At 57.3% G+C, this 12,188-nt stretch carries 12 protein-coding genes; 8 read left to right on the top strand and 4 right to left on the bottom strand.

Annotated elements, in window-relative coordinates; genetic code table 11:
- The first annotated feature begins 126 nt into the window (after window positions 1–126).
- Together IPN28_00290 and IPN28_00285 are read left to right on the top strand one after the other, a co-directional pair.
- Window positions 127–1,185 carry a GGDEF domain-containing protein gene (locus IPN28_00290; protein ID QQS57294.1) on the top strand — a complete coding sequence of 353 codons (1,059 nt, stop codon included), beginning with the start codon at window positions 127–129 and terminating at the stop codon, window positions 1,183–1,185.
- Window positions 1,186–1,269: 84 nt separating this feature from the next.
- The gene (locus IPN28_00285) at window positions 1,270–3,507 is read left to right on the top strand and encodes a UvrD-helicase domain-containing protein (protein QQS57293.1); all 2,238 of its coding nucleotides are present in this window, start codon (window positions 1,270–1,272) and stop codon (window positions 3,505–3,507) included.
- 12 nt (window positions 3,508–3,519) lie between these two features.
- Here the strand turns inward: IPN28_00285 and IPN28_00280 are convergent, their stop codons facing one another.
- Window positions 3,520–4,281, bottom strand: a complete 762-nt coding sequence (locus IPN28_00280) for a DUF1223 domain-containing protein (GenBank protein ID QQS57292.1) — start codon at window positions 4,279–4,281, stop codon at window positions 3,520–3,522.
- A gap of 108 nt (window positions 4,282–4,389) precedes the next feature.
- Here IPN28_00280 and IPN28_00275 point away from each other — a divergent pair, with 108 nt between their 5' ends.
- The 4 genes from IPN28_00275 (at window position 4,390) to IPN28_00260 (ending at window position 7,941) form a co-directional block, all read left to right on the top strand.
- Entirely contained in the window at window positions 4,390–5,367 is a 978-nt protein-coding gene (locus IPN28_00275; GenBank protein QQS57291.1) for a complex I NDUFA9 subunit family protein, read from the top strand.
- Window positions 5,368–5,453: 86 nt separating this feature from the next.
- Window positions 5,454–6,410 carry a peptidylprolyl isomerase gene (locus IPN28_00270; protein QQS57290.1) on the top strand — a complete coding sequence of 319 codons (957 nt, stop codon included), beginning with the start codon at window positions 5,454–5,456 and terminating at the stop codon, window positions 6,408–6,410.
- Window positions 6,391–7,224 carry a 16S rRNA (adenine(1518)-N(6)/adenine(1519)-N(6))-dimethyltransferase RsmA gene (rsmA, locus tag IPN28_00265; protein ID QQS58497.1) on the top strand — a complete coding sequence of 278 codons (834 nt, stop codon included), beginning with the start codon at window positions 6,391–6,393 and terminating at the stop codon, window positions 7,222–7,224. The genes IPN28_00270 and rsmA overlap by 20 nt, the downstream gene beginning before the upstream one ends.
- Before the next feature lie 54 nt (window positions 7,225–7,278).
- The gene (locus IPN28_00260) at window positions 7,279–7,941 is read left to right on the top strand and encodes a hypothetical protein (protein ID QQS57289.1); all 663 of its coding nucleotides are present in this window, start codon (window positions 7,279–7,281) and stop codon (window positions 7,939–7,941) included.
- On the opposite strand, the gene gmk is transcribed toward IPN28_00260, so the two are convergent.
- Window positions 7,942–8,556: a guanylate kinase gene (gmk, locus tag IPN28_00255; protein ID QQS58496.1), complete on the bottom strand. Its 615-nt coding sequence runs from the start codon at window positions 8,554–8,556 to the stop codon at window positions 7,942–7,944.
- A 118-nt stretch (window positions 8,557–8,674) separates the two neighbouring features.
- Here gmk and IPN28_00250 point away from each other — a divergent pair, with 118 nt between their 5' ends.
- Together IPN28_00250 and IPN28_00245 are read left to right on the top strand one after the other, a co-directional pair.
- Window positions 8,675–9,457: an SDR family NAD(P)-dependent oxidoreductase gene (locus tag IPN28_00250; GenBank protein ID QQS57288.1), complete on the top strand. Its 783-nt coding sequence runs from the start codon at window positions 8,675–8,677 to the stop codon at window positions 9,455–9,457.
- Window positions 9,458–9,635: 178 nt separating this feature from the next.
- Window positions 9,636–9,986, top strand: coding sequence for a winged helix-turn-helix transcriptional regulator (locus IPN28_00245; protein ID QQS58495.1), 351 nt, complete (start codon window positions 9,636–9,638; stop codon window positions 9,984–9,986).
- 4 nt (window positions 9,987–9,990) lie between these two features.
- Here the strand turns inward: IPN28_00245 and IPN28_00240 are convergent, their stop codons facing one another.
- Window positions 9,991–10,968 carry a glycosyltransferase family 9 protein gene (locus IPN28_00240; GenBank protein ID QQS57287.1) on the bottom strand — a complete coding sequence of 326 codons (978 nt, stop codon included), beginning with the start codon at window positions 10,966–10,968 and terminating at the stop codon, window positions 9,991–9,993.
- A gap of 1 nt (window position 10,969) precedes the next feature.
- Window positions 10,970–12,187 (bottom strand): glycosyltransferase family 4 protein, encoded by a 1,218-nt coding sequence (locus IPN28_00235; protein ID QQS57286.1) that lies wholly within the window; start codon window positions 12,185–12,187, stop codon window positions 10,970–10,972.
- Window position 12,188 lies beyond the last annotated feature (1 nt).

Below are 12,188 nucleotides of genomic sequence, written 5' to 3'. Positions count from 1 at the left end.
TTTTTATTTTTCGGGGGACCAAGGTGTTAACCCTTTTGCTGTCCATTTATCTTACAATTATGATTCTGTAGACTGGTCGTAGAATTGTTTTATAATTTTTTCGATGTTTTTTGAACGGTTCCTGTCTTGAGTTATTTCTATCCCGTTGACAAGGCTAAGGATTTTTCCGCTCACGCTCTGCGAAGGATTGCGGAGGGCGATTTGCTGCCTTCGCCTGAAATCTACGAATTGTGGTTTGTCTACAGTTCCGGGGCCAATCCCGCGATGAACAAGGCGCTGGACGAGATACTGGCCAAGGGCGAGAAGCCCACCAACGAGTTGTGCCTTTCGATTTACCAGCAACATCTGCGGGAAAACCGCGAGGATGAGCGGGTGCGGACAGCGGGCGACCAGATCAAGAAAACCATCAAGCAGGTCAATACTGCGGTCGGGGCGGTGCGTGAATTTACCAGCGATTACAACCATTCGCTGGAGGAAGTCCATGTCAAGCTGAGTGAGGACAAAACCAAGGAGGAAATCAGCGAGATTCTGGGCGAGGTTCTTGAGGACACCAAGGTGATGATGGACCAGAATAACCATCTTGAGGAACTTCTTCAGGAGTCGGCGACGACGATGGAAAAGCTTCACCGTGATCTTGAAATCGCGCGGCGGGAGGCTTTGACCGATGCCCTGACCGGCCTTTCGAACCGCAAGGCCTTCGATCAGGAGATCCAGAGAATTGCTCAGGAAGCTGCGGCGAAGGGCCATGAAACCTTTGCCCTGCTTATGATGGATATCGACCATTTCAAGAGTTTTAACGATACGTTCGGGCATCAGGTCGGGGATCAGGTTTTGAGGCTCGTGGCCCGAACTCTTAAAGAGGGAATCAAGGGACGTGACCTTGCCGCCCGTTACGGGGGGGAGGAGTTCGTCATCGTTCTGCCGGATACCAAGATTCAGTCGGCGCTTAAGGTTGCGGAATATCTGCGGGTGAACGTCGCCAAGAAGGAAGTGATCAACCGTCAGAGCGGGGAGCGGCTGGCACGGATCACGATTTCTGTAGGTGTGGCAGAATATGTGAAATCAGAGCCGATCGAGAACCTGATTTCCCGCGCCGATTCGGCGCTTTATGCCGCGAAGCATAACGGACGGAACCAGGTTGCGGTCGCTCCTGTTGCGATGAGTGTTCAAGCAGCGAAGGTTTGAACGCCTTTTCATTTCCTTTAAATTTCTTTTTTTCTTCTTTTTCTCTGGAATCCTCTGGAAAGGCGTACCAGTATGGGGACCATCATGGCTGATTCTGCCGTTCAAACGCTCGGCTCTACCGTTTCCCGCGAGGAGGATTATCTCGCGGGTTTGAATGCCGCCCAGAGAGAGGCTGTGGAGACTCTGGACGGGGCGTTGCTGGTTCTTGCCGGGGCGGGGACGGGCAAGACCCGAGTGCTGACCACGCGGCTGGCGCATCTGCTGAATACGGGCCGGGCGTATCCATCGCAGATACTGGCGGTGACTTTTACCAACAAGGCGGCGCAGGAGATGAAGGAGCGGGTGAGCGCGGCTACCGGGGGACATTCGCTTGAGGGCTGGTGGCTGGGGACGTTTCATTCCCTTGCTGCGCGGATGCTGCGGCGTCATGCGGAGCGCATCGGTCTGAGCAGCAATTTTACCATCCTTGACCCGGACGATCAGGCGCGGCTTTTGAAGCCCCTGATGGAAGAAAAAGGGATCGACACCAAGAAGTGGGCACCGAAGGTGGTGATGAGCTTTATCGAGCGCTGGAAGGACCGCGCCCAGACCCCGGATATGATCAATGGTTCCGAGTTCCGGGAGGTTGCTGACGGTAAACTGGCCGAATTGTATCGAAATTACCAGGGGCGGCTGAAGTCTGTGAATGCCTGCGATTTCGGGGATTTGCTTTTGCATATGATCACGATTTTGAAAGATCCTGCGAACGCGGATATTCTGGCCGATTATCACCGCCGGTTCCGGTATATTCTTGTTGATGAGTATCAGGACACGAACGTCGCGCAGTATCTCTGGCTGCGGCTTTTGGCGCAGGGAACGGGGAATATTTGCTGCGTGGGGGATGACGATCAATCAATCTATGCGTGGCGCGGGGCGGAGGTCGGGAACATCCTGCGGTTTGAGAAAGATTTTCCTGGCGCCCGGATTGTGCGGCTGGAGCAGAATTACCGCTCCTCGAACGCTATCCTCAAGGCAGCGGGGGCGGTGATCGGCCACAATGCCGGACGGCTGGGCAAAACGCTGTGGTCGGATAAGGGCGAGGGTGAAAACATTACCGTTGGCGGGTTGTGGGACAGCGAGGCGGAGGCGCGATGGGTTGGTGAGCAGATCGAGCAGCTGCAGCATCCGCGCGGCGGGCAGGCGGGATTTTCCCTCGGGCAAATCGCGGTTCTGGTGCGGACGGGATTCCAGACTCGAGAATTTGAGGAGCGATTCATCAAGCTCGGCCTTCCCTACCGTGTGGTCGGCGGGCCGCGGTTTTATGAGCGGATGGAAATTCGCGACGCTCTGGCCTATTTTCGGGTGACGGTGCAGCCTGCAGACGATCTGGCTCTGGAGCGCATCATTAACACGCCCAAGCGCGGGCTGGGTGACAGTACGGTCAATACGCTTTACGGCCATGCACGGCGGCACGGAATTTGTTTGACTCAGGCGATCAGAGATTTGACGCAAACCGATGAAATCAAACCAAAAGTGCGCGAGACGCTCGGCAAGCTGATGGATGATTTCGAGCGCTGGCGTTCGTTAATCCCAAATATGCCTCATGCCGAACTGGCGGCGCAGATATTGGATGAATCCGGCTATATGGCGATGTGGAAGACGGACAAGTCCCCCGAAGCGCCGGGGCGTATCGAAAACCTCAAGGAGCTGATCGGCGGGATGCAGGAATATGGCTCCTTGTCCGAGTTTCTTGAACACGTCTCGCTGGTGATGGAAAACCGCGAGGCGGGGGCCGGGGACGGGGTGACGCTGATGACCTTGCACGGGGCGAAGGGGCTGGAGTTCGATTGCGTGTTTCTGGCCGGGTGGGAGGAAGGGCTTTTCCCCTCGCACCGCACGATGGATGAAAGCGGGATGAAGGGGCTGGAGGAGGAACGGCGGCTGGCGTATGTCGGGCTGACGCGGGCGCGCAAGCGTGTTTTCATTTCCCATGCCGCCAACCGCAGGATTTACGGGAACTGGGTTTCGGCGATTCCCTCGCGCTTTATCGACGAGCTGCCGCCGGAGTTGACGCAGACGGTGAGCGAGACGGGCAGTACTCAGGCGGCGGGACGATCGCGGCATTGGGATTCCAGCGGGGTCAATCCCGCGGCGGTTCAGTCCGGTGTCTTCGGCCGCGGCGTTCTTTCGAGCAGCGGGACCGTTTTCATCCGCGGGGACCGTGTGTTTCACGACAAGTTCGGCTATGGGCGCGTGGTGCATATCGACGGGCACAAGCTGGATATCCTGTTCGACAGCGGGGGTCAGAAACGGGTCATGGACAGTTTTCTGACGAAGGTCTGAATTCTATAAAGCTTAAAATTCGATTTTTCCCGCGGCGACAATGCGGCCGTATCCTCCCGCCTGCGCGAAGATGACTACGCCATCGACGTCTTCCTGCGGGACGATGGCCGCACTGGTGATCGGGTCGCCTTCCCAAGGCCCGAGATTGTCATAGCTTACTGCTGCGTTGACGTAATGAACCTTCAGGCCACCATTTTCTCCGGCTTTGATGTCTTCGCTCACGGATTTTTTATAGCCGTACATCCAGAGGCGAAAGCCTTTGGGAGTTTTTATCGCGGCCTCGGGCAATTCATAGCGGAGGATTTTTTCGTTGCGGGTGATTGCTATTGGCTGGACCTCCTGATTTCTGGCGGCGCTTATGGCGCTCCTGATTTCTTCGGGCCGTGAGCCGATGAAGGGGTTCATGCCATTCATGATCATCTGGGGCGTATAGATTTTCGGCGGGTTGTCGAGGCTGGCGAGGCCGTGCTGGCGGATGTCGCAGAAATCCTGAGAAAGGGTGTCTGTCCAACTCCCAAGATTCCAATAGGAAACGTGACAACTCAGGGCGATGACGTTGTCCTGTCCGGCCAACTGCTCAAAAAACTTATCTGCGGCGGGGCAAGAGGAGCAGCCCTGGGAGGTGAAGAGTTCGATCACGACAGGGGTTTTCGCCTTCACCTCAAAGGTTTCTTCGGCCTGGGAGGCGAAGGGGACCAGAAATAAAGCGGCCAAGAACAGGGCAGCCAGCAGGTGTGAACATTGTTTCCTGCGGTGATCATCGTGTCCTGTCATTATTTTGCTCCCTCGTTTCCTCTACACCTATTACAAAATCCCTTCGTCTGCACGTTGTTTTTGTCCTGAAAATGCGTCATATTTGGGCCGATCAGACGAGGTTTTTTCATGAGTCATTCCTACCCAACAGCCACGGTCTTCGGCGGCACAGGATTTGTCGGGCGGCAGGTCGTGCGGGCGTTGGCGGCACGGGGAATCGTCGTCAAGGTCGCCACACGGGCGCCGGAGCGGGCCAATTTTCTCAAGCCCTGCGGGGCGGTCGGGCAGGTGGTGCCGTTCGCCTGCCGCTACAGCGATCCCGAGAGCTTGGCGCGGGTGGTCCGCGGTTCCGATTTCGTGGTCAACTGCATCGGGATTCTTTACGAGCGGGGGAAGAGGGCTACTTTCCAGAAGGCCCATGTCGATATTCCTTCGCTCATTGCACGGTCTTGCGCGGCGGAGGGGGTTGAGCGGTTCGTTCATGTTTCTTCGCTGAGTTGCGATAGGGCGTCCTCTCAGTACGCGCAGAGCAAGCTGGCGGGGGAAAAGGAGGTTTTGCAGCATTTTCCCCGGGCGTCGATTTTGCGTCCGAGTGTGATTTTCGGGCCGGATGATTCGTTCTTTAATATGTTCGCGGAGCTTTCGCGGTATATGCCCTTTCTGCCGCTGATCGGGGGCGGGCAGACGAAGATGCAGCCCGTCTATGTGGGGGATGTGGCGGATGCGGTCATGGCGTGCCTGTTTTCGCCACGGGTGCGGGAGAAGCATAATCCCGAGGGGAAAATCTATGAACTTGGCGGGCCGGAAGTCTATTCCTTCCGAGAGATTTATGAAAAAATGTTTGTCTTTACGGGCCGCAAACGGATGCTTGTGACCCTTCCGTGGGGCGTTGCGAAGGTTCAGGCGACGTTCTTGAGCCTTCTGCCCAAGCCTTTGCTGACGCGCGATCAGGTGGAGACGCTGAAATCGGATAATGTGGTTTCGCCCGCGGCCTATAATTTTGCGACGCTGGGGCTTACGCCGAAGACTCTGGACCTTATTCTTCCGGGATATCTTGAAACCTTCAGGGCCGGAGGGAAGTTCTCCCTGGCGGCGTATGATGCATAAGGTCAGCGGTGGCTTTGACACTCCGCACGGGGCGGTATATCCTCTGGCCACAAACATTTAATGAATCGGCAGTTAGGGAATCGGTTATGGGCTTGAATCAGGCAAGAGTTGTCCTCCTCTTTTTTGTTGCGGCTTTTTTTGTTGTAGCGCCGCGCGTTTCGTTCGCGGACCAGCAGATCGCGGCGGTGGTCAATGAGGATGCGATTTCGCAGAAAGATCTTAACGACCGAATCCGGCTGATCATGGCGTCTTCGGGGATGCCGAACAAACCGGAATTACGCAAAAAACTCGCGCCGCAGATTCTCAATTCGCTGATCGAGGAGCGGCTGATGGTGCAGGAAGCTTCGAGGATGGAACTCGGCGTGACCGCTGACGATGTTGCCCGCGGGTTTGAAACCCTCGCGCAGCAGAACAATATGAAAGCCGATGCGTTCAAGGGGATGATGCGGAAGGGCGGCTTGAGTCTTGTAACCGTCGAGGATCAGATCAAGGCGCATCTGTCGTGGGGTCTTGTGGTGCAGAAGAAGCTGCGTCCGCGTGTGACGATCACGGAACGTGACGTGGATGACGTTCTGGAGAGGCTTATGAAAGGTGCGGGGCAGCCGGAGTATCTGCTGGCCGAGATTTTTCTTCCGGCCGATAACGCGCAGGTCGAAGGCAAGGTCAAGCAACTGGCCGCCAGTATGGTCACGGAAATTCGCGGCGGGCGGGCGAGCTTTTTCAAACTGGCGCAGCAATTTTCCAAATCTGCCGGATCTTCGAATGGCGGCGATCTGGGCTGGGTGGCCGAGAACCAGTTGCAGCAAGAGTTGCGCGAAGGGGTGAAGGGGCTTGCCATTAAGGAAGTTTCGGCGCCGATTCGTACGCCGCACGGATATCATATCCTGCTGGTGCGCGAGAAGCGCCAGCTTTCCGGCGATAAACTGCCCTCCCGCGACGCTGTTTACCAGATGCTGGGGCAGGAGCGGCTGGATCGGCTGCAGCGCGGCTATCTGCTGGATCTCAAAGCCTCCGCCTTTATCGATAACCGTGTCGAGTCGTGATCTTTCCGGCTTGCCGCCGTTGCGCGATGTGATCGCCGCGCACGGGTTGCAAGCGAAGAAGTCGCTAGGGCAGAATTTTTTACTCGATCAGAATATCACCGATAAAATCGTGCGGTTGTGCGGTGGCCTGAAAGGGCTGAATGTCATCGAGATCGGGCCGGGGCCGGGGGGGCTGACGCGGAGTTTGCTGCGCTCGGAGGCTGCGAAGGTCATTGCGATCGAGGCTGATCCGCGGGCGGTTGTTGCGCTTGAAGGCTTGCAGGATGCTGCTGCTGGCGATTTGAACATCCTGCGGGGGGATGCGCTCGAAACCGATCTTCCCCGTTTGTGCGAAGCGCCGCGCACGGTTATTGCCAATCTGCCTTACAACATTGCCACGCCGCTTTTGCTGCGGTGGCTGAGGGATTTAAGGGCCGACCGCGAGACCTATTCCTTTCTGGCGCTGATGTTCCAGAAGGAGGTGGCGCAGCGGATTTGCGCGGCGCCGGGGGGCAAGGATTACGGGCGGCTCGGCATCATCGCGCAATGGCTGTGCGATGTTAAAGTTCTGGTTGAGCTGCCGCCCAGCGTGTTCACGCCGCCGCCGAAGGTGCGGTCGGCTGTGGTTCGTTTTGTTCCCAAAAATCTTGAGGGGCGGCAGCCGGATTTTTCCGCGATGGAACGGTTGACGGCTCTGGCGTTTCAGGGGCGGCGGAAAATGGTGCGCGGCAGCCTCAAGGATTACGCGCAGCATTTTGAAAGGCTGGGAATCGATCCGCAGAGTCGGGCGGAAGAGCTGGCGGTCGAGGATTATGTCAGGCTTGCGCTGTCCTAGCCGGATAGGCTATTCTTCGGTCAGAAGGTTTATGTAAAAAATTGGGGTTTGGTCTTGCAACGTGCGGGCGATCAAAAATTACCTTACCGACCGTATTGGGTTTATGAAAATCCTGACGTGCTCTTTGTGCGTCGGACCAAGCTTCTGCGCGAATCATGGGACGAGGCGATGCACATGGTGCGCGGCGAAAACAAGATCATCGCGCTGATGGAGGGGCGGGTCGAGATGCCGGGGGCGATCATTCCCCCGGAATATGTCTATGAAATGCATCATGCCTTTCCGCATCTTAAACATCTGGATCCGATTCATCATATTTCGCGGCGGGAGCTGGCGGAGGATTTCGAGACGATCAAGAAGGAACGGCTGTGGAATCACCAGCATCTTGTGGTGGTGGGGGATGAGGGGCATCCCGCGCTCGCCATCGCGCATTGGGGGCTTGTGGCTTGCGACCTTGAGGCGGACAAGGAGGGGCATTTGCGGTTCAAGGATGCGTTCGCGCAGTATGCGTTCAGCGGGAAGGTTTTCGATTATCAGCCCGATCCCGAAGCCGAAGCGCAATTCAAACGCGAGTTCGGGGATTTGAAGCTTCCCGACCCGCCGGCGATGAGCGTGCAGGACGCCGCGATTGTGGCGGCTATGGTCGCCCGCCTTGAGCGGAGTGCGCCGGGGCGGGAGAATTATGCGGCGGCGGTGCGTGGGGCTAGAATCGAGCTTTGATCAGAGTCCATCCCGCAGGCCGCGGACGAAGTCGGAGAGGCCGACCATGCGGCTGCGTTTCAGGCGTTCGGATTCGAGAATCACCTGCGCCCTAGTGATGGCGTAGTCGATATCGTCGTTAATAATGACATAATCATATTCGGAATAATGGGAGATTTCATCGGCTGCCTTTGACATCCGGCCCCGGATTTCCACATCCGTCTCGCGGGTGTCGCGGGAGCGGTTGCGGAGCCGTTTTTCCAGCTCGGCGCGGCTGGGCGGGAGGATGAAGACGGTGACGAGGTCTTCGCGGGCGATTTCGGCCAGTTGCTGCGTCCCCTGCCAGTCGATGTCGAAGACGATATCCTTTCCGGCGGTCAGAGCGTCCTCTACGGGCCTTCGCGGCGTGCCGTAGTAATTATCAAAGACTTTGGCGTGTTCGAGCATCTCGCCGTTTTCAACCATGTCGCGGAAATCGTCGTGATCGACGAAAAAGTAATCCTTGCCGTGGGTTTCCCCGGCGCGGCGCTTGCGGGTGGTCATGGAGACGGACATGGTCAGGTTGCTGTTTTTTGCCAGCAGGGCGCGGGAGATCGTCGTCTTTCCGGCCCCGGAGGGGGAGGAGAGCACATACATGAGACCTCTGCGCTGGATTTGGGGCACCGTTGCTCCTGAACAAGTTTTGCTTGGCTTTTGATGGAATTCAAACTAACGCTAGATTTCCAGAAACGCAATTCCCACGCGGCGGTTTTTTATGAGCATCCGGGCCAAAGAGCTGAAAAATATTATCATTACGGGCGCATCGGGCGGGATCGGCGCGGCGCTGGCGGTTCATTATGCCGCGCCGGGGGTCACGCTCGGCCTGACGGGGCGCGATCAGGGGCGGCTGGAGGCGGTGAAGAAAGTTTGCGAGGGAAAAAGTGCGGCGGTGCGCGTGGGCGTTCTGGACGTTACGGATCGTGAGGGGATGGCCGAGTGGTTGCGGGCGTTCGATCAGGAACTTCCTCTTGACCTTCTGGTTGCCAATGCGGGGATTTCGGCGGGGCCTGGGCCGCTGGTGCTTGAAGACCCGCAGCGGGTGCGGGAGGTTTTCGGAGTCAACCTGTATGGGGTTTTGAATACGGTCGAGCCGATTCTGCCGTTGATGGTCGCACGCGGGCGGGGGAATCTTGCTCTGATGAGTTCGCTGGCCGGGTTTCGCGGCTTTCCGGGCGCACCGGCCTACACGGCCTCGAAGGCGGCAGTGCGGGTTTACGGAGAAGGGCTGGTGAGTCCGCTCCGAAAGCAGGGGGTTGGCGTTCATGTGATCTGTCCGGGGTTTATCGAGTCGGCCATGACTGCAAAAAATCCCTTTCCGATGCCGTTTTTGATGTCCGCCGAAGCAGCGGCGCAGGCTATCGTCCGGGGGATCGAGCGAGGGAAAACGCGTATTGCCTTTCCATGGCCGGTTGTGCTGGCGGTGCGGATTCTGGCGTGTTTGCCCGACCGTGCGGCCCATCTGCTGACCCGAAAAACTCCTTCTAAACCCCGTTCTTAGCAGTGTTTTCCTCAGCACTCTTGATTTTTTCCCTAAATCCCTATAATTAAGAGGATAGGGATATTGTTTTACATATATTATTTTCATTCAAGTTTATTGGTAATTTTATTTCAATCACTTTTCATTTTTATCGCAGTTTATTTTGAATTGAATAGGGTGGCTTAAGGGTAAAAAAATGATGGATGTCCAAGATATTGAAGAAAATGTTGATCTTGCTGTCAGTCTTCTGAAAGCGTTGTCGAATGAAAAGCGGCTGACGATCGTCTGCGAACTCTACAAGGGTGAGAAGAGCGTCGGTGAGCTGGAGCGGATCGTGGGCTTGAGCCAGTCCGCCTTGTCGCAGCATCTGGCGCGGCTGCGTAAGGACAGGCTGGTGCGGACGCGCCGCGAAGCGCAGACCATTTACTATTCCCTTCAGAACGAGGCGACCAAGGAACTTCTCAAGTGCCTGTGCGATATCTATACACCGCAGGAACGCGAGGAGAAGTTTGCTCCGGCCTTCGAACCGCGCAAGGCCGCGAACGCTTAATCCCTTACCCTGATTTTCTGTCGGGCTTCAAATCTTTTATTTTGAAGATATTTTCTGCTGCGGCGTGGACGGTTTTTATGTCCAGGTCCGATAATTTTTCTTTCTGGAGGATCACGACATTTTTTCCCTGCGGGGCGTGTTTGATCTTGTTGCTTGAGCCGGAGAACAGGGCCAGTGTGGGGCAGCCGGTGGCCGCGATCAAATGAATCGGTCCCGTATCGTTTCCAATCGCTCCATATGCGTTTCTGGCCATCGCCGCGATCTGGAAGAGGGTGGTTTTCCCGCTGAGGTCTAAGGCCGACGGGCAGAGCGATTTTATTTTATCCGTCACTTCGCTTTCCGCCGCCGTGCCGAGAAGCACGGGATGGATTTGCCGTTCGGACAAGAGAGAAGCGAGGGCGGCGTAATTTTCAGCAGGCCAGCGTTTGTGCGGATGCTGCGGCGCGCTGCCCGGAACCATGAGAACATAGGCGGGCGGAAGATTAAAAATTGTCAGGTCTTCCTCGATCCAGCCGAGATTGTCGATGGCGATATCCGTGATTCCTGCGAGGGCCAGGGTTTGGATATGTCCGTCGATGGCATGGCCCTTCGAGCGGTCAGGGGAGGCGTTGCGGTGCGAGGCGCCGCGGGCCGCGCCGACCCATTCCGGTCTGTGCTTTTTTCCGAAGAGTTTCAGGTAGAGCGACGTGCGATCGCTGTTCTGCAAATCGTAGACGCGTGTGAAACTCCCGCCGCGCAGTTTTTTTCGCAAGGACAGCCAGCCGGGGAGATTGAGCGCGGAGGGTTTTTCATCCCGCCAGATTTCATCAAAATAGCCGCAGCGGCGGGCGAATTCTTCAAAGGGTTTCGTAGTCAGGAGCGTGATGCGGGCGCGTGGATGGGCGCGGCGAATGGCGGCCATGGGGCCGAGCGCCTGGATGAAATCGCCGAGCGCACCCAGCTTGATGACCAGAATCCTCTCGCCTTTGTCGGTCGGAGTCATATTATCCGAACGCTCTGGCGCGCTGGCTTTCGGTATAGTGTTCGAAGGGTTCGATCCGCATGGGGCTGCGGAGGCGGCCCTGCAGCAATTCGGCGTAAACGCCCAGCGTGGCTTCGGCCATTCTTTCGCGGGTGAAGTGCGCCGCGACGTGCGCCATGGAGCGGGTGGCGAGAACGGCGCGTTGCATCGGGTTCAGGGACAGCGCCTCTTCGATGGCCTTGGCCAATGCGGGCGCATCGTTGGGCGGGACGAGCCAGCCGGTCTGGCCACGGACGATGGTTTCCTGCGCGCCGCCGTGATCGGTGGCGACAATCGGGCGGCCCATCGCCTGCGCCTCGACAGGGACGCGGCCGAAGCCTTCGGGGTCGGTGGAGGCAGAGACGACGACGGTGCTGAGCATATAGGCGGCGGGCATATCGTTGCAGTGATCGACGATGCGGATTTTGCTGCCGAGGTCTTTTTTTGTGATGGCTTCTTCCAGTTCCTTGCGGTATTCGCTGCGGCCCTGATCGGAGCCGATCATCACGCAGAAGATATCCTGACGGTCGAGTTTTTCAATCGCGTCGATCAGGACGTGGTGGCCCTTCCAGCGCGTGAGGCGGCCGGGCATCATGATGATGTTCGAGCCTTCGGGAATCCGCAGTTCGCGGGAGAGGGTAATCAGGCGCTCGGGTGTGACGGCGGTGGGGTGGAATCGCTCGATCGGGATGCCGCGGGGGATGACGCGGATTTTTCCGTTGTCGAGATCGTAGTTTTTCCGCAAATAGTCAGCCACATAATCGGAGATGGCGATGACGAGTTCACCCTGCGCGATGGAGCGGTTATAGAGGCGCTTGGCCTCGCCGCTGATATTATAGGGCGCGTGGCAGGTGGTGATGAAATGCGCCTCGGTATTTTTGCAGGCCTTATAGGCGCTCCAGGCGGGGGCGCGGCTGCGGGCGTGGACAATATTGACCTTGTGCTGACGGATCAGTTTTTGCAGGCGGGCGATGTTGCGCCACATGATGACCGGATTTTTGCTGTGGACCGGAAGGTTGATATGCAGCGCCCCGGCGCGGATAAGCTCGGGGATACGGAAGCCGCCATTGGAGACCACGATGGATTTTGCACCCGCCCTTACGAGTTCCGCGGCAATATCGATGCAGCCCTGTTCGGCGCCGCCAGCGCCAAGTTCCGGGACGATCTGCATGATCACGGGTTCGAAGGGCGTGGCGCTCATT

Source organism: Alphaproteobacteria bacterium (genome assembly GCA_016699735.1).
In the GTDB taxonomy this organism is placed as follows: domain Bacteria; phylum Pseudomonadota; class Alphaproteobacteria; order Micavibrionales; family Micavibrionaceae; genus JAGNKE01.
This window is presented reverse-complemented; position numbering and strand designations above follow the sequence as displayed.